Origin of the sequence: Nisaea sediminum, from assembly GCF_014904705.1 — a bacterium.
Classification (GTDB): Bacteria; Pseudomonadota; Alphaproteobacteria; order Thalassobaculales; family Thalassobaculaceae; genus Nisaea; species Nisaea sediminum.
On the sequence record NZ_JACZCQ010000006.1, the window covers coordinates 984,649 to 1,006,814 of the forward strand.

At 66.2% G+C, this 22,166-nt stretch carries 21 protein-coding genes; 9 read left to right on the forward strand and 12 right to left on the reverse strand.

Features of this window, described 5'->3' with window-relative positions; translation table 11 throughout:
- Positions 1–51 precede the first annotated feature (51 nt).
- The 3 genes from IG122_RS16775 (at position 52) to IG122_RS16785 (ending at position 5,761) form a co-directional block, all read left to right on the forward strand.
- On the forward strand, positions 52–1,278 hold the full coding sequence (locus IG122_RS16775; protein ID WP_193185975.1) for an efflux RND transporter periplasmic adaptor subunit: 1,227 nt from the start codon (positions 52–54) through the stop codon (positions 1,276–1,278).
- Positions 1,279–1,331: 53 nt separating this feature from the next.
- Positions 1,332–4,526, forward strand: a complete 3,195-nt coding sequence (locus IG122_RS16780) for an efflux RND transporter permease subunit (RefSeq protein WP_193185978.1) — start codon at positions 1,332–1,334, stop codon at positions 4,524–4,526.
- A 182-nt stretch (positions 4,527–4,708) separates the two neighbouring features.
- On the forward strand, positions 4,709–5,761 hold the full coding sequence (locus IG122_RS16785) for an SDR family oxidoreductase (RefSeq protein WP_193185981.1): 1,053 nt from the start codon (positions 4,709–4,711) through the stop codon (positions 5,759–5,761).
- Positions 5,762–5,873: 112 nt separating this feature from the next.
- On the opposite strand, the gene IG122_RS16790 is transcribed toward IG122_RS16785, so the two are convergent.
- Both IG122_RS16790 and IG122_RS16795 read right to left on the reverse strand, forming a co-directional pair.
- The gene (locus IG122_RS16790; protein WP_193185983.1) at positions 5,874–6,785 is read right to left on the reverse strand and encodes an NAD(P)-dependent oxidoreductase; all 912 of its coding nucleotides are present in this window, start codon (positions 6,783–6,785) and stop codon (positions 5,874–5,876) included.
- Positions 6,786–6,810: 25 nt separating this feature from the next.
- Positions 6,811–7,743 (reverse strand): 2-dehydro-3-deoxygalactonokinase, encoded by a 933-nt coding sequence (locus tag IG122_RS16795; protein WP_193185987.1) that lies wholly within the window; start codon positions 7,741–7,743, stop codon positions 6,811–6,813.
- Positions 7,744–7,859: 116 nt separating this feature from the next.
- Between IG122_RS16795 and IG122_RS16800 the strand changes: the two genes are divergently transcribed.
- The 6 genes from IG122_RS16800 to IG122_RS16825 all read left to right on the forward strand — a co-directional run bounded on the left by IG122_RS16800 (position 7,860) and on the right by IG122_RS16825 (position 12,766).
- The gene (locus IG122_RS16800; protein WP_193185990.1) at positions 7,860–8,708 is read left to right on the forward strand and encodes a fumarylacetoacetate hydrolase family protein; all 849 of its coding nucleotides are present in this window, start codon (positions 7,860–7,862) and stop codon (positions 8,706–8,708) included.
- A 10-nt stretch (positions 8,709–8,718) separates the two neighbouring features.
- Positions 8,719–9,465 carry an SDR family NAD(P)-dependent oxidoreductase gene (locus IG122_RS16805; protein WP_193185992.1) on the forward strand — a complete coding sequence of 249 codons (747 nt, stop codon included), beginning with the start codon at positions 8,719–8,721 and terminating at the stop codon, positions 9,463–9,465.
- A 38-nt stretch (positions 9,466–9,503) separates the two neighbouring features.
- Positions 9,504–9,920 (forward strand): nuclear transport factor 2 family protein, encoded by a 417-nt coding sequence (locus IG122_RS16810; RefSeq protein WP_193185996.1) that lies wholly within the window; start codon positions 9,504–9,506, stop codon positions 9,918–9,920.
- An 86-nt stretch (positions 9,921–10,006) separates the two neighbouring features.
- Positions 10,007–10,495: a DUF302 domain-containing protein gene (locus IG122_RS16815; RefSeq protein ID WP_193185997.1), complete on the forward strand. Its 489-nt coding sequence runs from the start codon at positions 10,007–10,009 to the stop codon at positions 10,493–10,495.
- A gap of 10 nt (positions 10,496–10,505) precedes the next feature.
- Complete coding sequence (locus IG122_RS16820; protein WP_193186000.1) at positions 10,506–11,681, forward strand: YeeE/YedE family protein; 1,176 nt, start codon at positions 10,506–10,508, stop codon at positions 11,679–11,681.
- A 167-nt stretch (positions 11,682–11,848) separates the two neighbouring features.
- A complete protein-coding gene (locus IG122_RS16825) occupies positions 11,849–12,766 on the forward strand; it encodes a DMT family transporter (protein ID WP_193186003.1) in 918 nt (305 codons plus the stop codon).
- A 1-nt stretch (position 12,767) separates the two neighbouring features.
- On the opposite strand, the gene IG122_RS16830 is transcribed toward IG122_RS16825, so the two are convergent.
- The 10 genes from IG122_RS16830 to IG122_RS16875 all read right to left on the reverse strand — a co-directional run.
- Positions 12,768–13,355 (reverse strand): uracil-DNA glycosylase family protein, encoded by a 588-nt coding sequence (locus IG122_RS16830; RefSeq protein ID WP_193186006.1) that lies wholly within the window; start codon positions 13,353–13,355, stop codon positions 12,768–12,770.
- Positions 13,348–13,866: a DUF2937 family protein gene (locus IG122_RS16835; RefSeq protein ID WP_193186009.1), complete on the reverse strand. Its 519-nt coding sequence runs from the start codon at positions 13,864–13,866 to the stop codon at positions 13,348–13,350. The genes IG122_RS16830 and IG122_RS16835 overlap by 8 nt, the downstream gene beginning before the upstream one ends.
- A gap of 11 nt (positions 13,867–13,877) precedes the next feature.
- Positions 13,878–15,101, reverse strand: a complete 1,224-nt coding sequence (locus IG122_RS16840; protein WP_193186012.1) for a phosphopentomutase — start codon at positions 15,099–15,101, stop codon at positions 13,878–13,880.
- The gene (gene deoA, locus IG122_RS16845; RefSeq protein ID WP_193186015.1) at positions 15,098–16,414 is read right to left on the reverse strand and encodes a thymidine phosphorylase; all 1,317 of its coding nucleotides are present in this window, start codon (positions 16,412–16,414) and stop codon (positions 15,098–15,100) included. Before deoA ends, IG122_RS16840 begins: the two co-directional genes overlap by 4 nt.
- Before the next feature lie 9 nt (positions 16,415–16,423).
- A complete protein-coding gene (gene deoC, locus IG122_RS16850) occupies positions 16,424–17,152 on the reverse strand; it encodes a deoxyribose-phosphate aldolase (RefSeq protein WP_193186018.1) in 729 nt (242 codons plus the stop codon).
- Positions 17,145–17,969 carry a purine-nucleoside phosphorylase gene (locus IG122_RS16855; protein ID WP_193186020.1) on the reverse strand — a complete coding sequence of 275 codons (825 nt, stop codon included), beginning with the start codon at positions 17,967–17,969 and terminating at the stop codon, positions 17,145–17,147. Before IG122_RS16855 ends, deoC begins: the two co-directional genes overlap by 8 nt.
- Positions 17,966–18,943: an ABC transporter permease gene (locus tag IG122_RS16860; protein WP_193186023.1), complete on the reverse strand. Its 978-nt coding sequence runs from the start codon at positions 18,941–18,943 to the stop codon at positions 17,966–17,968. The genes IG122_RS16855 and IG122_RS16860 overlap by 4 nt, the downstream gene beginning before the upstream one ends.
- A 9-nt stretch (positions 18,944–18,952) precedes the next feature.
- Positions 18,953–20,059 (reverse strand): ABC transporter permease, encoded by a 1,107-nt coding sequence (locus IG122_RS16865; RefSeq protein ID WP_193186026.1) that lies wholly within the window; start codon positions 20,057–20,059, stop codon positions 18,953–18,955.
- Positions 20,056–21,633, reverse strand: a complete 1,578-nt coding sequence (locus tag IG122_RS16870) for an ABC transporter ATP-binding protein (RefSeq protein ID WP_193186029.1) — start codon at positions 21,631–21,633, stop codon at positions 20,056–20,058. The genes IG122_RS16865 and IG122_RS16870 overlap by 4 nt, the downstream gene beginning before the upstream one ends.
- Before the next feature lie 21 nt (positions 21,634–21,654).
- Positions 21,655–22,166: BMP family lipoprotein (locus IG122_RS16875; RefSeq protein ID WP_193186032.1), on the reverse strand; the 512-nt coding region annotated here is incomplete at its 5' end.

The following is a 22,166-nucleotide window of genomic DNA, read 5'->3' on the forward strand; positions in this document are numbered from 1 at the left end:
CGGCCTGTCATTCTGTATCAATCGGTACAAAATATGGATTGGAGCGATCCGATGGCCGTCCGAGAAAGCAAGCGTTCTAAATATGGCGTCACCGTGGCCGCTGCAAGTGTAGCGGCGGCAATCGCGGCCGGCGCAATCCTCTTCACGCCGTCTCTGTCGGGCGGCCCCGCTGCCCAGACCGAGGACGCGAAGCCGGCAGCCCCGCAGGCAGTCGCGGTCTCCGTTGCCGCTGTGGTCGAGCGGGATCTGCCCGGCTGGAAAGAATTTTCCGGCCGCCTCGAAGCGGTCGAAAATGTCGAGATCCGCTCCCGCGTCGCCGGGCAGGTTCTCTCCGTGCATTTCCGTGAGGGCAGCCTCGTGCAGGCGGGTGACCTTCTCGTTACCATCGATCCGGCTCCTTTCGCCGCCGAAGTGGCGCGGGCGGAAGCCGATCTGACCGCCGCCGAAGCACGCCTCTCCTTCACCAGAAAGGAGGACGAGCGGGCTCGCAAGTTGGTCGCCAGCCGCACCCTGCCGGTCCGTGAGGGCGATGTGCGCGCCAATGCCTTCCGCGAGGCGCAGGCCCATTACAAGGCGGCCGACGCAGCCCTGAAGCGGGCGAAGCTCGATCTCGGATATACTGAAATCCGCGCGCCCGTCGCCGGCCGGGTCGGCCGGATATTGGTCAATGCTGGCAACCTCGTGCCGGCCGGTGCCGGCGCGCCGGCGCTAACCACGCTCGTCTCGGTTGATCCGATCTATGCGAGCTTCGATGCCGACGAACAGGTGGTACTGCAGGCGATCCGCGACCTGAAAGCGGCCCCCGGTACAGGTCGTGACGTCTCGCGCATTCCTGTCGAGATGGACTCCGCGTATAGCGGCGAGGTGACAGTCCGCGGCCATCTGCAGCTGATAGACAACATCGTCGACAGCAACAGCGGCACGGTTCGGGTGCGTGCCCAGTTCGACAATCCGGACGGGCTCCTGATACCGGGCCAGTTCGCTAAGTTGCGCATGGGCCGGGCGACGGCAGAGCGATCCATGCTCATCACTGAGCGCGCGGTCGGCGTCGATCAGGGCAAGAAATTCGTTCTCGTCGTCGGCGCGGACGACACGCTCAGCTATCGCGAGGTCATCCTCGGGCGGAGCGTCGGACGGCTGCGGACCGTGATCAGCGGTTTGACGTCCGGTGAGCGCATTGTCGTCAATGGCCTGCAGCGGGTGCGCCCGGGCATGCGCGTGGCGCCCGAGATCGTCGAAATGGAGCCGGTCGAGCCGGTGCAGACCGCTTCGAACTGACGCTGTCTTCCCGAACGAGCGCCTCACCCCAACCGCGAAACCGGACTCCTGTCATGAACATCTCGAGCTTCTTTATTGACCGTCCGGTTTTCGCCGGGGTGCTGTCGGTTCTTATCCTCGTCGCGGGACTCCTCGCCCTGCGGACCTTGCCGATCTCGGAATATCCGGAGGTCGTGCCGCCCACCGTGGTCGTCACGGCGCAGTATCCGGGCGCCAACCCGAAGGTCATCGCCGCCACCGTGGCGACGCCGATCGAGGAGGCGATCAACGGCGTCGAGGGCATGATCTACATGAACAGCCAGGCCACCACCGACGGCCTGATGACCCTTACCATCACCTTCCGTCTCGGCACCGATCCGGATCAGGCTCAGCAGCTCGTGCAGAACCGGGTCAGTCAGGCCGAACCGCGGTTGCCCGAGGAGGTTCGCCGTCTGGGCGTGACGACAGTCAAAAGCTCGCCGGACCTCACCATGGTCGTCCACCTGCTGTCGCCGAACGGCCGCTACGACATGACCTATCTGCGCAATTATGCCGTTCTCAACGTCAAGGACCGGCTGGCGCGGATCGAAGGTGTCGGTCAGGTCCGCCTGTTCGGGTCCGGCGACTACGCGATGCGCATCTGGCTCGACCCTCAGAAGGCTGCCGAACGCCGGCTTTCCGCCGGCGATATCGTCACCGCCATCCGCGAGCAGAACATCCAGGCGGCGGCCGGCGTGATTGGCGCCTCGCCCAATTCGGTCGGGGTCGACTTGCAGCTTCCCGTCAATGCGCAGGGGCGTCTTGAGACCGAGGAACAGTTTGGCGACATCATCGTGAAGACCGGCGCCGAAGGCGCCGTCACGCGGCTGCGCGATATCGCGCGGATCGAGCTCGGCGCTTCGGAATACGCGTTACGCTCCTTGCTCGACAACAAATCCGCGGTGGCGATCCCGATCTTCCAGGCTCCAGGCTCGAACGCGATCGAGATCTCGGACAATGTCCGCACGACCATGACGGAACTGAAGCAGTACATGCCGGAGGGTGTGGATTACGAGATCGTCTACGATCCGACGCTTTTCGTCCGCGCCTCCATCGAGTCCGTCATCCATACGCTGCTGGAGGCGGTGGCGCTCGTCGTCCTCGTGGTGATCCTCTTCCTGCAGACCTGGCGGGCCTCGATCATTCCGCTGCTGGCCGTCCCGGTTTCCGTCGTTGGCACCTTCGCCGCTATGCATCTGCTCGGCGTCTCGATCAACGCGCTCTCGCTCTTCGGCCTGGTGCTGGCGATCGGCATCGTCGTCGACGATGCGATCGTCGTGGTCGAGAACGTCGAGCGGAACATCGAGGAAGGGCTGGCGCCGAACGAGGCGACCTATCGGGCAATGCGCGAGGTCTCCGGACCGATCGTCGCCATCGCTCTTGTGCTGGTGGCGGTCTTCGTGCCGCTCGCTTTCATCACCGGTCTGACCGGGCAGTTCTACGAACAGTTCGCGCTGACCATCGCGATCTCCACGGTGATCTCGGCGGTGAATTCGCTGACTCTCTCGCCCGCGCTCGCCGCCCTGCTGCTCAAGGGGCACGACGCGCCGAAGGACCGGTTGACGCGGGCGATGGATTTCTCCCTCGGCTGGCTCTTTCGCGGCTTCAATGCCGTCTTCCGGCGCGGCGCGAACGCCTATGGCGGCGGCGTCGCCCGGGTGACCCGGCACAAGACCGTGACCTTCGGGCTCTACCTTCTGTTGCTTGGTGCGACCTACACGGTCTTCAACGCCGTGCCCGGCGGCTTCGTTCCCATGCAGGACAAGCAGTATCTGATTGGTTTCGCGCAGCTGCCGAACGGCGCCTCGCTCGACAGGACAGAGGAGGTCATCCGCGAGATGAGCCAGATCGCCCTCGACGATCCGGACGTGGAGCATGCGGTGTCCTTTCCGGGACTCTCGATCAGCGGCTTCACCAACAGCTCGAGCGCGGGCATCGTCTTCGCGACCCTGAAGCCGTTCGACGAGCGCAAGGGAGCGGAACACAGTGCCGGCGCGATCGCCGGACGTCTCAATGCACAGTTCGCCGGCATCAAGGACGCCTTCGTGGTGATTTTCCCGCCGCCGCCCGTCCAGGGACTCGGGACCACCGGCGGCTTCAAGCTGCAGGTCGAAGACCGCGCCTCGAGGGGCTACGAGGAACTGGACGAGACCGTGCAGGCCTTCCTCGCCGCCGCGCGCCAAGCGCCCGAGCTCGCCAATCTGTTCACCAATTTCCAGGTGAACGTACCGCAGCTCTATGCCGATATCGACCGCACCAAGGCGGAGCAACTCGGGGTTTCGGTGACCGATGTATTCGAGACTCTGCAGGTCTATCTCGGAAGCCTTTATGTGAACGATTTCAACCGCTTCGGGAGAACCTACTCTGTTCGTGTCCAGGCCGATGCCGCCTACCGGGCGCGTCCGGAGGACATCGGAGCCCTCAAAGTCCGCTCGGACAGCGGGGCCATGGTGCCACTCTCGGCGCTCCTGCGCGTCGAACCTGCGAACGGGCCGGAACGGGCGCTGCGTTACAACGGCTTTGTCGCCGCCGATGTCAGCGGCGCGCCAGCACCGGGATTCTCCTCCGGTCAGGCGCAGGCGGCGATCGAGCGGGTCGCCGAGGAGACACTCCCGGCGGGTTTCGCCTTCGAATGGACGGATCTCACCTACCAGCAGATCCTGGCGGGCGATTCTTCCGCCCTGATCTTCCCGCTTGCCCTGTTTCTCGTCTTTCTGGTGCTCGCAGCGCAGTATGAGAGCCTGAGTCTGCCGGTTGCTATCATTCTGATCGTTCCGATGAGCGTGCTGGCCGCCATGACAGGCATTTGGCTGATGGGGGAGGACAACAACGTCTTCACCCAGATCGGATTGATCGTGTTGGTGGGGCTATCGGCGAAGAACGCCATCCTGATCGTCGAGTTCGCCCGCGAGCTGGAGTTCGGCGGACGAACACCGGTCGAAGCGGCGATCGAGGCGAGCCGGCTGCGTCTCCGCCCGATCCTGATGACTTCCATGGCCTTTATCATGGGCGTCGTTCCGCTCATCCTTTCGAGCGGAGCGGGCGCGGAGATGCGCTACGCCATGGGCCTGACGGTTTTCTCGGGGATGATCGGCGTGACCCTGTTCGGCATCTTCTTCACGCCGGTCTTCTACGTCCTCCTCCGGGGGCTTGGCGGCAACCGGCCCCTGCGCCGTCCGGGAGGCGGGGACGGCGAGGGCGAGCCGCAACAGAAAGCGCTTTCCGCCTGAGCGCGCGGGCCGTCGATCAAAGCGGAGCGGATTCCGGCACTTCCATTCCGCCTTGGCTCGTAGAACTTCGTCCAGGTTGGTCCGATCCCTCCACGGAGGTGCCGTATCCATGATCCTGAAGCCGCGTTGACGGCATCCGGCGCGCCTCGCACACTCTTTCGAAAGAGCGTACGGAGGGGACGATGGCGAAGAAAAAGGCTCTGGTCGTAGGGGCGCTCGGCGTGATCGGGCGCCGGCTGGTGCAGCATCTGGAGGAGATCGGCGGCTGGGACATCGTCGGCGTCAGCCGGCGGGCGCCGGATTTCCCGACACGGGCGGCGCACATTTCCGCCGATCTGCTCGACCGGGCGGATGCCGAGACCAAGCTCGGCTCCCTCACCGACATCACGCATATCTTTTACTGCGCCTTTCAGGCCCGCCCGACCTGGGCGGAGCACGATGCGCCGAATCTCGCCATGCTGGTCAATTCGGTCGAGCCGGTCGCGGCGGCCTCCAAGGGGCTGGAACATGTCCAGCTGATCGAGGGCAACAAGATCTACGGCAGTCATCTCGGGCCGTTCAGGACCCCGGCCAGGGAGGAGGACCCTCCGCACATGCTGCCGAATTTCTACCACACGCAGGAGAGCTGGCTGCGCGCCGCGCAGAAGGACCGGCGCTGGAGCTGGTCGGCGCTGCGCCCGCATACGGTCTGCGGCTTCGCGGTCGGCAATCCGATGAATATTTCCACCTGTATCGCGGTCTATGCGGCGATCTCGAAGGAACTCGGCCTGCCGCTCCGGTTTCCGGGCAAGCGCGGAGCGTACGAGGCGGTCTATCAGGTGACGGACTCGGCCCTGCTGGCGCGCGCCATGGTCTTCTGCGCCACGGCGGAGAGCGCCCGCAACGAGGTCTTCAACATCACCAACGGCGATTTCTTCCGCTGGAAGAATGTCTGGCCGAAATTCGCCGCGCATTTCGGCATGGAGCCGGGCGACGTGCAGACCATTCCGCTGACCGAGTTCATGGCTGACAAGGCGCCGCTCTGGGAGCGGATGGTGGAGAAATACGGCCTGATGCACACGCCCTATGCCGATATCGCCGCCTGGCCCTTCGCGGATTACGTCTTCGGCACCGACTGGGACGTCATGACCGACACGCTGAAGATCCGCATGGCCGGGTTCCACGATTATGTCCGGTCCGAGGAGATGTTCCTCGACCTGTTCGAGGAGTTCCGCGCGCGGAAGGCGATTCCTTGATTATTGAGCCGTCATCCCGGCGAAAGCCGGGACCTCATCGAACATAGGGCGGAGTTCGTCTCCGCGAGGTCCCGGATCGGGGTCCGGGATGACGAATTAGGGAAATGCGGCCCTAAACCTCCGGGCCGCTATCCGGCTTGTTGCCGACGCGGTGCGGGGCGTTGCGGTGTTCGAGCTCGAGCAGCAGCGAGGTCTGGTCATGCTCGGCGAAGCCACGGGCGCTCAGCTTGTCGTAGAAATCCCGGACGAGGCCGAGAAGCGGAAGCTCGATCCCGCATCGCTCCGCGGTCGTGAGCACCGTATTGAGGTCCTTCAGCATGTTGCGGACCGGCGCGCCCGGGCTCCAGTTGCGCTCGAGGATGCGGCCGCCATGCTCCTGCAGCACGCGGCTCTCGGCGAAGCCGCCGCGCAGCGCGTCGCGCACCGCCGACGGGTCGGCACCGCCGGCCTCGGCCAGCAGCATGGATTCGGAAAGACCGGCGATGGAGATCGCGACGATCACCTGATTGCAGAGTTTGGTGAGCTGGCCGGCGCCGCAGGGGCCGACGCGGAACGGGCGGCCCATCGCGGCGAGCACCGGGGTCGCCTCGACGAAAGTGTCCTTCTCGCCGCCGACCATGATGGCGAGGCTGCCGAGTTCGGCGCCCTGGGTTCCGCCGGAGACCGGTGCGTCCAGATGGCGGAGGCCGAGCTTGGTGAGTTGCGTGTCGAATTCCTGCTCGGCCAGGGGAGCGATCGAACTCATGTCGCAGAAGATCGCGCCCCGCTTCATCGCTTCCGCGACTCCGCGCTTGAACAGGATCTCGCTGACCGCATCGGCGTCGGTCACGCAGGTGCAGACAATGTCGGCCTCCGCGACCGCCTCAGCCGGGTTGTCGGCAATGGTGGCGTGATGCGTGGCGAGTGCCTCCGCCTTCCCCTGAGTCCTGTTCCAGACCGTCAGCGGAAAGCCGGCGCGGGCGATGTTGGTGGCCATGCTCTGGCCCATCCGCCCGATGCCGAGAAAGGTGACATTCGGTGTCATTCCCATCCCTTCGTCGCGCGCCCCGCTATCCTCTTTTCAGAAGATCCTTGGCCAGTCGGAACAAGCCATGGGCGCCTGTATACTCTCCCAGTTGGCGACAGCGTATATCACGGGCGGCAAGCGCCGGGGTGTAGAGATCGGTGAGGTCTGGGTTGCCGATTATGCAAACCTCTGATCCGGCAGGAATATTGTGCGCTGCGGCATAAACTTCGCTGCCGATCAGCAGGCCGGAAAGGAAGGCGCCGCTCTTCTCCACCGGGAGCGTTCCGAGCAGGGTTCCGGCCCGGACCGTGAAGAGCTGGGCCAGCATTCCGCCCTCTTTTCCCGCCGCCGCGAGACCATCCCGAAATCCTTCCTCGGACCAGGCCGCATGCTCGATCGTGGAGCCGAGGATCGAATGGCGGCGCAACAGGTCGAACAGTTCGCCGGTCATGTAGGTGTGGAAGTCACGGATGATGCCGTCTTCCAGCAGCGCCCATTTGCTGTGCGTGCCGGGCAGGCAGATCAGGTGGCGACCGCCGCCGAGCTGTTCCAGGGCTCCGAGGATCTGCAGTTCCTCTCCGCGCATGACGTCGGCCCGGCCGTCCTGCTGTGTCGAGAGACCCGGCGCGATCCAGAAGGCGTGGCCCGACTTCATCCTGCCCGAAACGGCCGCTGCGGCGAGGCCGGCCGGATCGGCGGGACAGGGCAGGTAGGGCGCCTCGATCCAGCCCTGGCGGCTGCCAATCATCCCGCCCAGGACGATCTGCGGCGCTCTTGCCGGATCGGCCGGCAGCCAGTCGCCGACGATCTGGTGAAAGGCGCTCTCGAAATCGCCGTCGTCGATCGCCCGGATCCCGGCCGCTGCGCGGCGCCGGTCCAGAATGGTGCCGTCGGCAGCCAAGCGGAATGCCCGCAGACTGGTGGTTCCCCAATCGACGGCCAGAACCGCCGCATCCTCTGCTGTCATCTCGGCCATGGTCACGTTCCCCGACGCGGCGCTGCCGCTGCTTGACTTGGCGGTATCCGGCTGCAAACCTCGCCGCCTGTCTTTTAGGCTGCAATCAAAAATCGTTTGGGGGAAGGAGCTATCCCATGAAGCTGCTGCGGTATGGCGCGTCGGGTGCCGAAAAGCCGGGAATTCTGGACGGCGACGGCAAGATCCGGGATCTGTCGGGCATCGTCGGCGACATCGACGGGGCCGCGCTGAGCCCGGAAGGACTGGCGAAGATCGTCGCCGCGGATGTCGGCTCGCTTCCGGTCGTCTCCGGCAACCCGCGTCTCGGCGCCTGCGTCGGCGGGGTCGGCAAGATGATCTGCGTCGGTCTCAACTACAGCGACCACGCCGCCGAGTCCGGCATGGAAGTGCCGCCAGAGCCGATCATCTTCATGAAGGCGACCTCGGCGATCTGCGGCCCCAACGACGACACGATCGTGCCGCGCGGTTCGAAGAAGCTGGACTATGAGGTCGAGCTCGGCATCGTCATCGGCAAGACGGCGAAATATGTCTCGGAAGCGAATGCGCTGGATTACGTCGCCGGCTATTGCGTCGTGAACGACGTCTCCGAGCGCGAGTTCCAGGCGGAACGCTCCGGCCAGTGGACCAAGGGCAAGAGCTGCGACACCTTCGGGCCGACCGGTCCCTGGATGGTCACGAAGGACGAGATCCCGAACCCGCAGGAACTCGGCATCTGGGCCAAGGTGAACGGTGAGTTCCGGCAGAACGGCAACACCAACACCATGGTCTACGGTCCGGCCTTCCTGGTGCATTATCTCAGCCAGTTCTTCACCCTGCATCCGGGCGACGTGATCCCGACCGGCACACCGCCGGGCGTCGGCATGGGCTTCAAGCCGGAGCCGAAATACCTGAAAGCGGGCGACGTGGTGGAACTTGGCATCGACGGGCTCGGCGCGCAGCGCCAGACCTGCGTCGCCGACAGCTGATCGCCGGCCCATGGTCGAGTATGATTTCTCCGGACGTGCCGCCGTCGTGACCGGCGGCGCGCGCGGGATCGGCAAGGCGATCGCGGCGCGGCTCTCCGCCGCGGGTGCCTCGGTCAGCCTCTGGGACGCGGATGCGGCGAAGCTTGAAGAGGCCGCTGGCGAGATCGGCGGCACGATTCATACGGCGGTGGTCGACGTCACCGACGACGGGGCGGTCGACCGTGCCGCCGCCGAGGTCGAGCGCGAATTCGGCCGGCTCGACATCATGGTCAACAGCGCCGGCATCACCGGGCCGAACACCACGACCTGGCAGTACGGCGTCGCGGACTGGCGCAAGGTGATCGATATCGACCTGACCGGTACCTTCCTCTGCTGCCGCGCGGCTGTCCCTTACATGCTGCGCAACAAGTACGGGCGGATCGTGAATATCGCCTCCGTCGCGGGCAAGGAGGGCAATCCCAACGCGCCCGCCTACAGCGCGGCCAAGGCAGGGGTGATCGGCCTCACCAAATCGCTCGGCAAGGAGCTGGCGGAGAGCGGCGTGACCGTGAATTGCGTCACCCCGGCGGCGGTGAAGACGGACATCTTCGATCAGATGACCGAGGAGCACATAAACTTCATGCTGTCGAAGATCCCGATGAAGCGCTTCGGGCTGGTCGAGGAAATCGCGAATCTCGTCGCCTGGCTTTCCTCCGAGGATTGCAGCTTCAGCACCGGTGGCGTATTCGATTGTTCCGGAGGCCGGGCGACCTACTGAGCCCGGCTGTCCGGATTTGGGTAAGCGGAGTGCGAGGGATGAGCAGGGCCCGGCAGTCTGACGTGCTGATCCGTAACGAGGCGTTCTACAACGCTTTCACGACCCGTGACCTTGAGGCGATGGAAGCGCTCTGGGCGGGCGAACTGCACGTGAGCTGCATTCATCCCGGCACCCCGCCGCTTTTCGGCCGCGATGCGGTGATCGAGAGCTGGGCGCAGATCCTCTCCGGCCCGGTGAAAACCGCGCTGCAATGCCTCGAGCCGAAGGTGCACTTCCTGAGCGAGGACCTGGCTCTGGTCGTCTGTTACGAGCGGATCGGCGGCGAGACGCTCGCGGCGACCAACATCTTCGCGCTCGAATCCTCCGACTGGGTGCTGGTGCACCATCAGGCGGGACCGCTCGCGAGCGAGATGGCGTCCCATGCGGACGTACCGTCGCCGCGCCTGCTGCAATAGCTCGCGGTCCCGTCACGCGCTGTTTATTTCCCGTTGCCCATGATTCGTGGCTAATCGGTCGGATACTCTCCCTCGGAGGATTGGCCATGAGACGGATCTGTGCGGTCCTGTTTGCATTCCTGCTTTGGTCGACGGCAGGAGGCCCGGCAGCCTTAGCGGCAGTCGAAAAACCTTATTCCGGTACAGTGACAATCGAGACCGGGCAGCCTTTTGACGCCTTTGTGAAGACGCTGCCCGAAGCGATCAAGGTGCACGGCTTCAACATCGTCGGCGTCGCCTGCGCGACCTGCGCGGCGAAATCGCAAGGCGTGACCGTGCCGGGCAACCGGGTCTTCTTCTTCTTCAAGCCCGCCTACGCGGTGCGCATGCTGGCGGCGTCGGAGGCCGCGGGCATCGAAGCGCCGATCCGGGTCTATGTGACGGAGGGACAGGACGGCAGTGCGCGGGTGACCTACCGCCTGCCATCCCATGTCTTCGGCGCCTACGAGGTTCCGGCGCTGGATCAGCTCGGGGCGGAGCTGGACGAGGACGTTCGTGCCATTCTCGACATTGCGAAATCGGGGAACGGCGGGTAAGAGGGGCGCCATGAGTATCGCCGTCCCGACCACTCCGCTGCCGCAGAAGCCGCTCGCCCTGACACTCGGCGGGATCTTCGCCGCGATCGCGGCGTTGCATCTGCTGGACGGGGAGCTCCGGCGCCTTGCGCTGCTCGCGATCGGCGGCGGGCTCGGGGTCGCGCTCTATCACGCCGCCTTCGGCTTCACCGCGGCCTACCGAAACCTGATCCAGCAACGCGATCTCAGCGGGATCGTCGCGCAGGCCGTGATGCTGACGGTCGCAATGATCCTTTTCGCGACGGTTCTGAGCGACGGGGAGGCGTTCGGTCTGAAGGCCGGCGGCGCCGTTGCGCCGCTCAACGTCTCGCTGGTCACGGGCGCCTTCATCTTCGGCCTCGGCATGCAGATCGCCGGTGGCTGCGCCTCCGGCACGCTCTTCACTGCGGGTGGAGGCAACGCGCGGATGATGGTCGTGCTGGTGTTTTTCTGCGCCGGCTCTTTCTGGGGCTCGCTCGATATTCCGTTCTGGCGCGGTCTGCCGTCGCTCGGCGCGGTCTCGCTCGGACGCGAGTTCGGGTATCCGATTGCGGTACTGATGCAGGTCGGCGCGCTTGCCGCGATTCTCGGCCTGCTCTGGCTCTGGGGCGCGCGCCTGAAGAAACCGCTCTGGGACCGCAAGCATCCGCTGAACGGGCGCACGCTGCTGCAGGGTCCTTGGCCGCTGCTCCTCGGCGCCGTCGCGCTTGCCGTGCTGAACTACGCGACCCTGCTCGCCAAAGGGTTTCCATGGGGCGTCACCTGGGGCTTCACGCTCTGGGGCGCGAAGGTGGCGGAGATGGTCGGTTGGGATCCGAGCAGCAGCACCTTCTGGGCCGTGGGGTGGCGTCAGGGTGCGCTCCGCGAGGGCGTGCTGGTCGAGCCGACCTCGCTGATGAATATCGGCATTATTCTCGGTGCCGGGATCGCCGCCTCGCTTGCGGGCAAGGTCGCGCCGAAGCTGGCCATGGGCTGGCGGCCCTTCCTCGCGGCGGTGCTCGGCGGCCTGATGCTGGGCTATGGTGCGCGGCTGGCCTATGGCTGCAATATCGGCGCCTTCTTTTCCGGCGTCGCCTCGACCAGTCTGCATGGCTGGGTCTGGATCGCGGTCGCCATCGTCGGAAACATCATCGGGGTCAGGTTCCGGCCGTTCTTCCGCCTCGGATAGCGGCATAAATAGCCTCTATGCGACACACGCATTCCAAATGCGACGAATTATCCTTTTCTCTCAGGGCGTTATAACTTCGTTAACCGGCTGGCCTGCAATCTTTGCATGAGTGAGCCGGCGCATCGAGGCGTAGGCTTCAAGAACTGTTGCCCGAAGGAGGCCGCGCGATGCCCGCCGCCATTACTGCAGCTGCCGCACCGGCCGGCTATGGACGCGGTATCGCCTGCCAGGTCACCGCGATTTTCCTGTTCTCGATCATGGGCGTGCTCGTGAAGGGGCTGGGCGACCATTATCCGACCTCCCAGATCATCTTCTTCCGCAGCCTGCCGGCGCTGATTCCGCTGATGCTGTATCTGCCGAACCAGGGCGGCTGGCGCGCGCTGCTGACCAAGCGCCCGGACCTGCAGTTCCTGCGCGCCACCATCGGCGTCCTCTCGATGTTCGTCGGCTTCTACGCGCTCGCACGAATGGATTTCGCCTCCTACGTCACGATCAGCTACTCGGCGCCGCTCTTCGGTACCCTGCTGGCGATCCCGTTCCTCGGCGAGAAGGTCGGCATCCGCCGCGTCTCCGCCGTTCTCATCGGGTTTTCCGGAGTGGTCCTGGCGGCGGCCCCGGACGGCAGCGGGATCAGCCTCTACGCCCTTCTGGCCCTCGCCGCCGCCTTCGCCTATGGCTGCATCATGGTCGTGATGCGCAAGCTCGGCACGATCGACAGCAGCGCCGCGACGGTGTTCTATTTCACCCTCGCTGGGGTCATTCTCGGCGGGGTTCTTATGCCGTTCGAATGGGTGACGCCGGAGCCGATGGACCTTGCCCTGCTTGCGGGCGTCGGCGTGATCGGCGGCGTGGCGCAGATATTCATGACCGAAGCGTTCCGGCAGGCGCCGACAGCGGTCGTGGCGCCGTTCGACTATACCGCCATGATCTGGGCCGTGCCGCTCGGCTATCTGGTTTTCGACAGCGTACCGTCCGGCCAGGTGATCGCTGGTGCCGCGATCATTGCCGGTGCGGGTCTGTTCATCCTTTATCGCGAGACCAAGCTCGGCCTGAAGAAGCCGCGCCTGAAGCGCTCCAGCCTCTAGCTCAGGCCAGCAGCCGCGCCACCTCGGCGCGAAGATGCGGCAGGATCTCGGCTTCGATCCAGGGATTCTTCTTCAGAAGGTTGCCGCTGCGCCAGCTCGGATGCGGCAGCGGCAGGTAGCGCGGGCCGTACTCACGCCAGCTCTTCACGGTTTCCGTCAGCGTCTTCTTCCGCGCCTTGCCGAGATAATGCGCCTGGGCGTACATGCCCGCGAGCACGACCAGTTCGATTTCCGGCATGTGGGCAAGCAACGGTTCGTGCCATTCGGCGGCGCATTCCGGGCGCGGCGGCGCATCGCCGCCGTTCGGCAGTACGCCCGGATAGCAGAAGCCCATCGGCATGATGGCGATCCGTTCCGAGCCGTAGAAGGTTTCCCGGTCGAGCCCGAGCCATTCGCGCAGCCGGTCCCCAGAGCGGTCGTTCCACGGGATGCCGCTCTCGTGAACCTTGGTGCCGGGCGCCTGACCGACGATCAGGATGCGCGCGGTCGGACGCGGCACCACGACCGGGCGCGGACCGAGCGGCAGGTGGTCTGCGCAGATCCGGCAAGCGGATATCCGCGCGGTCAGGTTCTTCAGGTCATCAGGCACGGCGGAACCGGTTCCGCTCTTCCGGCGGGCGGCGGAACATCGCGCGCCAGATCACGGAGACAAGGGCGTGCAGGATCCAGCCGAGCAGGATGCCGGCGATCCCGAACCGGATATCGAGCGTCAGGGTGGGCTTGTAGGAATTCCAAGCGGCTTCCGCGATGCCGGTATCGACATGGGAGACAGCCGCCCACGGTCGCAGAAGGTAGGGCGCGGCCTGCAGCTCCCGATAGGCGGCGTCGAGGCTTTCCGCCCGGTCGCGCCGCTGCAGCATCCGGTCGGCGCCGGCCCGCACCGCCTGGTCCTCCGAAGCCCGGTAGCGCTCGGCGAAGCCCTCGAGGGTGAGCCCGAAGGCGGCCGCTTCCGCGACATCCTGACGATGCGCCGCCATCGCCTCGTCCCGGGCACCACCGAGGCGCTGTTCGTATTCCTGGACCAGCTGCGGCAACTGCGAGCCGCCGACGGCCCCGCAGGCGATGAAGGCGATGAGGAACAGGTCGCGGAACATTTTCATCGCCGTCCTCCTCAGGCTGTCCGCGCGAAGGCGCGGCCGTGCGGCATGTCGGTAATCCCGAGATGACGTGCCAGAGTTTGACCTACATCAGAGAAACTTGAAAGGTGCCCGACCGGACCGGCAGGCCGCGCCCCGCCGAGCGTAAGAACCGGGACGTTCTCGCGCGTGTGGTCGCTGCCGGGCCAGGTCGGGTCGCAGCCGTGATCGGCGGTGATGATCGCGAGGTCCCCCGGACCGAGCAGGGCCTCGAATTCCGGCAGGCGGCGGTCGAAATGCTCCAGCGCGGCGGCATAGCCCGCCGGATCGCGGCGATGGCCGTAATGAACGTCGAAATCGACAAAATTCACCACGATGAGCGCGTGCTCGCCGGCCGTCCGCGTTTCTGCGAGCATCAGATCGAACATCGCGTCATTGTCCGGCGCCTTCACCTCCCGGCCGGTACCGTCATGGGCGAAGATGTCGCCGATCTTGCCGACGGAGATCACCTGCCCGCCCCGGTCCGCATGGCGGCGCAGCAGGGTCGGCTCCGGCGGCAGGACCGAGTAGTCGCGCCGGTTGGCGGTACGCTTGAACGTGTGCGGTGTCTCTCCGACGAAAGGCCGGGCGATGACCCGGCCGATATTCAGCGGATCGACCAGCGCGCGCGCGGTCTCGCAAAGCGCCAGCAGCCGCTCCAGGCCGAAATGCTCCTCGTGCGCGGCGATCTGCAGCACGCTGTCGGCCGAGGTGTAGACGATCGGCTTGCCGGTGCGGATATGCTCCTCGCCGAGTTCTTGGATGATGACGGTGCCGCTCTCGTGGCGATCACCGAGCCAGCCGGGCAGGTTTTCGGCCTCGACCAGTTGCTCCATCAGGTCGCGCGGAAAACAGGGCCGCGTCACGGGGAAGTACCCCCAGTCGAAGCTGACGGGGACGCCGCACAGCTCCCAGTGCCCGCTCGGGGTGTCCTTCCCGTTGCTGGTCTCGGAGGCATAACCCCAGGCCGTATCCGACGGAGCCCTCGCGAGCCCCGGCGGCAATCGTCCGGTGCTGGCTTCCGAGGCGCTGCCGAGACCGAGACGGCAGAGATTGGGGAGCCGCAACGGACCGTTCCGTTCTGCATTGTCGCCGCGCCCGGCGGCGCAGGCGTCCGCGATATGGCCCACCGTGTCCGACCCCGTGTCGCCGAACGCGGCGGCGTCCGGGGCGCCGCCGATGCCGACGGAATCGAGCACGATGAGGAAGGCACGGGTCATGCGGTCACCGTCTCCAGGATCACGGGACCCGGCGCCGTCGCCGCGCCGCCGGTCGTGAAGGCCTGTTTCAGCGTCGCCGCCGCACGGTCTGCATCGGCCGCATTTCGAGCATGGACGACAGCCAGCGGATGATCGGGGCCGACCTCCTCGCCGAGCCCGGCGATTTCGGTGAGGCCGACCGAGTGATCGATCCTGTCTTCCGCCCTGCGGCGGCCGCCGCCGAGCTCGACGACGGCAAGGCCGACCTGCCGCGTGTCGATGCCTGTCACCGTGCTGGGCGTGTCCGGCAGCACGGCCGCAGTATGCGGCGCGGTCTTCAGAGCGGAGGTCTCGCGCAACAGGTGGGTCGGGCCGCCGAGACCCGAGACCATGCGCTCGAACCGCTCCGCCGCAGCGCCGGAGGCGAGGGTGCGGAGCAGGGTCGAGCGGGCGGCCTCGCGGTCTTTCGCCAGACCGCCGGTCACCAGCATTTCCGCGCCGAGCGCGATGACGACCTCATGCAGCCTTTCGTCCCGCCGCTCGCCGGTCAGGTAATCGATCACCTCCCGGATCTCGAGCGCATTGCCGGCGCTGTGGCCAAGCACCTGGTTCATGTCGGTGATCAGGGCCGTGGTCGGCAGCCCGGCGCCGTTCGCGACATCGACGATGGAGCGGGCGAGGGCGCGGGAGCCCTCGAGATCGGACATGAAGGCGCCGGAGCCGGTCTTCACGTCCATCGCGAGGCCCTGCAGGCCGGCGGCCAGTTTCTTCGAGAGGATCGAGGCGGTGATCAGCGGGATCGATTCCACCGTCGCGGTGACGTCGCGGACCGCGTAGAAGCGCCGGTCGGCGGGCGCGAGATCCTCGGTCTGGCCGATGATGGCGCAGCCCGCCTGGGCGACCACTTGACGGAAGCGCTTCACCGTCGGCGCGGTATCGTATCCTTTGATCGAGTCGAGCTTGTCCAGCGTGCCGCCGGTATGGCCGAGCCCGCGGCCGGAAATCATCGGCACGAAGCCGCCCGCGGCCGCCACCATCGGCGCCAGCATGACACTGACCTTGTCGCCGACACCGCCAGTCGAATGCTTGTCCAGCACCGGGCCGCCAAGTTCGCCCGCGTCCCATTCGAGCACGTTGCCGCTGTCCCGCATCGCCAGCGTCAGCGCGACGGTCTCCTCGGTCTCCATGCCGTTGAGGAAGGCGGCCATGCCGAAGGCGGCGATCTGCGCCGGGCTCGCCTCGTCCTTCGCCATCCGCTCGACGAAGAGGGCGATCTCCTCGCCCGAGAGCGTCTTGCCGTCGCGCTTCTTGCGGATGATTTCCTGCGTCAGCATGCCGTGGTTCTATTGCTCCGCGTCGAGGGTCTTCAGAAGCGCATCCAGCAGGCTGCTGGCGCCGAAGCGAAAGGTCTCCGGCGTCGCCCAGTCCGGTCCCATGATCTTGTCGGCGAGATGCAGATAGGCCGCGGCCTGCGCCGTCGTCCGGATGCCGCCGGACGGCTTCAGGCCGACCGGCCTGCCGCTCTCGCGGATCGCTTCCAGCATGATATGGGCCGCTTCCAGCGTCGCCGAGATCCGCGTTTTGCCGGTCGAGGTCTTGATGAAATCCGCGCCGGCGGCGATGGCGTCGCGCGAGGAGCCGGCGATGGCGTCCGCGGTCTGCAGCCGGCCGGTTTCTAGGATCACCTTCAGATGCGCGCTGTCGCCGCATTCCGCCTTGCAGGCCGCGACCAGATCGCCCGCGACTTTGCGGTTGCCGTTCAGCCAGGCCTCGTAGGGCCAGACCACGTCGACCTCGTCGGCGCCGTCGCGCACGCATTGATGCGTGGTTTCGACCGCGGCCGCGATGTCGGTGCGGCCGTGCGGGAAGTTCGCCACGGTGGCAACCCGGATCGCGGTGCCCTCCAGTGCTGTCTTCGCCTGGGCGACGAAGCGCGGCCAGATGCAGACCGCCGCGACCTTGCCTCTCGGCGTCTCCGCCTTGTTCAGCAGAGCGGCGACGATGTCCGGACAATCGTCCTCCCCGAGGCTCGTCAGATCGAGCATGGAGAGGGCGCGCGTGGCGTCACTCATGGATCGGATCCTTCAGGAATTGCAGCAGCAACTTGGTCATGGACTCGGCGATCGTCGCCCCCTGCGCCAAGGTATGCGCGTGGTCGAGAACCTCGTTCGCGACCATGCCCGCGCCGTAATTGGTTATACCGGAAATTGCGGCAACCTTGAGGCCCGCATGGCGCGCGGCCAGAACTTCCGGCACCGTCGACATGCCGACGGCATCGGCGCCGAGGATGCGGAAGGCGCGGATTTCCGCCGGGGTTTCGAAGTTCGGGCCGAGTGCCCAGAGATAGACGCCCTCGTGCAGAGTCACGCCTTCCGCTTCCGCGCTGCGCCGGAGCGCTCCATGGAGCGAGGTGTCGTAGGCCGTCGTCATATCGAAGAAGCGCGGGCCGAGAGAGGCGTCGTTTGGACCGGTCAGCGGATTGGCCCCGGACCAGTTGATATGATCGGTCAGCATCATCAGGTCGCCCGGCGCCATCTCCTCGCGGAGGCTGCCTGCGGCGTTGGTCAGGACCAGGGTCTCGACCCCGAGCGCTTCCATCGCCCGGACCGGCAGCACAACGTCGGAGAGCGGGTGTCCCTCATAGGCATGGGCGCGGCCCTGCAGGACGAAGACCTTGCGGCCGGACAGCGTGCCGTGGACGAGGCGCCCGTGATGGCCGTCGACGCTCGGTTTCGGAAAGCCGGGAATATCGGCGAAGGAGACGCTGGCCGCGCCTTCCACCGCGTCGGCGACGGAGCCGAGCCCGCTGCCCAGCACCAGGGCGATCGCCGCGTCCCGGCCCGGGAGCGCTTTGCGGATCGCGACGGCCGCATCGTAATAGGGGGTCACGTCCGTTCCTTCACATAAGGGGTTCCGCTGGCCTTCGGTGCCACCGCCTTGCCGATGAAGCCGGCGAGCAGCACCACCGTCAGGATATAGGGTAGCGCCTGGATGAGCTGAACCGGGAAGACGCCGATCACCGGGATCTCGACCCCCTGCAAACGCACTGCAAGGGCGTCGAGGAAGCCGAAGAGCAAACAGGCGAAAAGCGCCGGAACCGGCTTCCACTTGCCGAAGATCATCGCCGCCAGCGCCATGTAGCCCTTGCCCGCCGTCATGTCGCGCACGAAGGCGGCGGAATGGGCGGTGGAGAGGTAGGCCCCGGCGATGCCGCAGAGCAGCCCGGCGATCGCCATCGCGCTGTAGCGCAGCCCGGTGACGCTGATCCCGGCGGTGTCGACCGCGGCCGGGTTCTCGCCGACGGCGCGGAGACGCAGGCCGAAGCGGGTGCGGTAGACCACCCACCAGGTGAGCGGCACCATGGCGAGCGCGAGATAGACGAGGAAATTGTGGCCGCTGATCACCTCGGCATAGATCGTGCCGAGGACCGGAATGCTGCGCGCGGCCTCGGCAAAGGGCAGGGCATGCTCGGTGAAGCGGAACTCCGCGTCCAGCGTCGGCGTGCGTCCGCCCTGGTGGAACCAGGCAATGCCGAGCACGACGGTGAGGCCGGAGGCGATGACGTTGATCGCGACCCCGCTCACCACCTGGTTGCCGCGGTGAGTGATGCAGGCGAAGCCGTGCAGCAAGGCGAGCGCCACCGAGACGAGGATGGCGACGGCGAGCCCGGCCCAGGCCGATCCGGTGGCCGCAGCTGTCGCGGCGGCGGCGAAGGCGGCCGCCAGCATCTTGCCCTCGAGTCCGATATCGATGACGCCGGAGCGTTCCGCGAAGAGGCCCGCCATGGCGGCCAGGATCAGCGGCGTCGCGACCCGCAGCGTGGCGTCGAGGGTGAGCAGGACGAGGAGATAGGATTCTTCCATCGCGCCCTCCTAACCCTTCGCCGCGGCGAGGCGGCCGACCAGCCGCGCCACCATCGGGTTGAACATGTAGGCCAGCGCGCCGGAGAACAGGATGATCAGGCCCTGGATCACCACCACCATGTCGCGGGTGATCTGCTCGAACTCGAAATCGAGCTCCGCTCCGCCCTGGTAGAGCGCGCCGAAGAGCAGGCTGGCGAGCACGATGCCGATCGGATGGTTGCGGCCCATCAGGGAGACCGCGATGCCGGTGAAACCGTAGCCCGCGGTGAAGTTCAGCAGCAGCTTGTGCTGCACGCCCATGATCTCGTTGATGCCGACCATGCCCGCGAGCGCACCGGAGAGCGCCATGGTCCAGAACACGGTCTTTTTCGGATCGATCCCGGCATAGATCGCCGCCGTCTCGTTCCGCCCGACCGTGCGGATCGCATAGCCCCAGCGGGTGCGCCAGATGAAGATCGTCACCAGAACCGCCGCGACCAGCGCGATCAGGAAGGAGAGATTGAGCGGCGAGCGGGAGATGTCGAAGCCGAATGCGCCAGCGATCTGGCGCGCCATCGGCAGCCAGGCGCTCTCGGCGAATTCGCGACTTTCCGGCGACATCTGGCCCGGCTTGATCAGCACGTTCACCATCAGATGCACCATCAGCGCCGAGGCGATGAAGTTGAACATGATGGTGGTGATCACGATGTGGCTGCCGCGATAGGCCTGCAGCCATCCGGGCACCGCGGCCCAGGCGCCGCCGAACAGGGCGGCGGCGACAATGGCCAGCGGCAGGAGGGCGTACCAGGGCAGCCAGCCGTCGAGCGCGAGCACCAGCAGCCCGACGCCGAGCCCGCCGATATAGGCCTGGCCCTCACCGCCGATATTGAACAGGCCCGCATGGAAGGCGATGGCGACCGCAAGGCCCGTGAAGATGAAGTTGGTCGTGTAATAGAGCGTGTAGCCGATCGCCTCGTCATATCCGAAAGCGCCGTAGAGCATCACCTCGAGCGCCTTCACCGGATCCTCGCCGACGGCGAGGATGACCAGTGCCGAGACCAGCAGGGCGGCGAGGATGTTCAGGGCCGGGATGACGCCGATATCGATCCAGGGCGGCAGTTTGACCGGTTGGCTCATGCGACCTCGGCTTCGTCTTCGGGAATGTCGGCCATCATCAGGCCGATGCGGCGCGGGTCGGCACCGGCCGCGTCCATCTCGCCGACGATGCGGCCGGCGGACATCACGAGGATACGGTCGGAGAGAGACATGATCTCGTCGAGCTCGACCGAGACCAGCAGGACGGCTGCGCCCCGGTCCCGCATCTGGACCAGTGTGTTGTGGATGAATTCGATGGCGCCGATATCGACGCCGCGGGTCGGCTGGCCGACCAGGAGCAGCTTCGGCTGCGTCTCCAGTTCGCGCGCCAGCACGATCTTCTGCTGGTTGCCGCCGGAGAACATGGCGGCGGTCAGCTGTGGGTTGGGCGGGCGGACGTCGTAGCGTTCCATCTCGGCTGTGCAGTCGGCGATCGCGGCCTCCCGGTCGAGCAGCAGGCCGCGATTGAAGGCCGGCCAGTCGTGATGGCCGAGAATATGGTTCTCATGGGCGGAAAAGGCGGTGACGAGACCCATATGGTGCCGGTCTTCCGGAACATGGGCGATGCCGAGCCGGCGCGCCTCGTGCGGATCGAGCGGAGTGTCATGCTCGACGGTCCGGGTGCCGCAGATGTCGAAGGACCCGTCCGAGATCCGCTGGATGCCCGCAAGCGCCTGCAGAAGCTCGCTCTGGCCGTTGCCGGCGACCCCGGCGATCCCGACGATTTCGCCGGCGCGGACCTGGAAGGACACGGTCTTCACGCGCTCGACGCCGCGGCTATCGGTGACGGTCAGTCCCTCGACCGCGAGCACGGTCTCCTTTGGCTCGGCCGGCGTCTTATCGACGCGCAGCAGGACCTTGCGGCCGACCATGAGCTCGGCGAGTTCCTCGGCGCTTGTCTTCGATGTGGTTCGGTGCGCGACCATCTCGCCACGGCGCATCACGGACACGCTGTCGGTCGCGGCCAGGATCTCGCGCAGTTTGTGGGTGATCAGGATGATCGTGACGCCGCGCGCCTTCAGCGCGGCGAGAATTTCAAAGAGCCGGTCGGCCTCCTGCGGCGTCAGCACGCCGGTCGGCTCGTCCAGCACGAGAATACGGGCGCCGCGGACCAGCGCCTTCAGGATCTCGACCCGCTGCTGCTGGCCGACCGAGAGATCGGCGATCAGCGCCTCCGGATCGACGGTGAGACCGTAATCGTTCGAGAGGCGCGCGAGTTCCTTCCGCGTCGCCTGCTGCCCGGTTTCCAGAAGGGCGCCGCCCTCGGAGCCGAGCATGACGTTGTCGAGCACGCTCATGGTCTCCACCAGCATGAAATGCTGATGCACCATGCCGATGCCGAGATCGATCGCCGCCCGGCTGGACTCGATGGTCACGCTCTTGCCGTCGACCAGGATCTCTCCCGCATCGGCCTGATAGAAGCCGTAGAGGATCGACATCAGGGTCGACTTGCCGGCGCCGTTCTCGCCGACGATGCCGTGGATCGTCCCCGGCATGACCCTGAAGGTCACGTCGCGGTTCGCCTGCACCGGCCCGAAGCTTTTCGAGATGCCTCTTAACTCGATGGCGGGCGGCTTGCCGCCGCCCGCCACGGGCCGAAGATTTTCGGATGTCATATTCTGATCTGGCGCGCGCCGTCAGTACGGACAGGTATTGTCGGCCATGTAGTCATGGACCTTGATCTCGCCCGACTTGATGCCAGCTTCCGCCTGGGCGACCAGTGCCTTCATCTCGTCGGTGACAAGCGCCTTGTTGTGCTCGTCCAGCGCCCAGCCGACGCCGTTCTCGCCGAGACCGAGGACGTTGAGACCCGGCTTCAGCTCGCCCTTGCTGCCGGCCATGAAGACATTGTAGGCGGCGATATCGACGCGCTTCAGCATGGAGGTCAGCATGGTGCCCGGATGCAGGTAGTTCTGGTTGCTGTCGACGCCGATCGCGAATTTCTTGGCATCGTCCGCGGCCTGCAGCACGCCGAGGCCGGTCGAGCCGGCGGCGGCGAAGACCACGTCGGAGCCGCGGTCGAACTGGCTGCGGGCCAGTTCCGCGCCCTTGGTCGGGTCGTTCCAGGCGGGCGGCGGGCTGCCGGTCATGTTCTGGAGCACCTTGATGTCCTCGTTCGCCCACAGGGGGCCGCCGCCATAGGCGCACG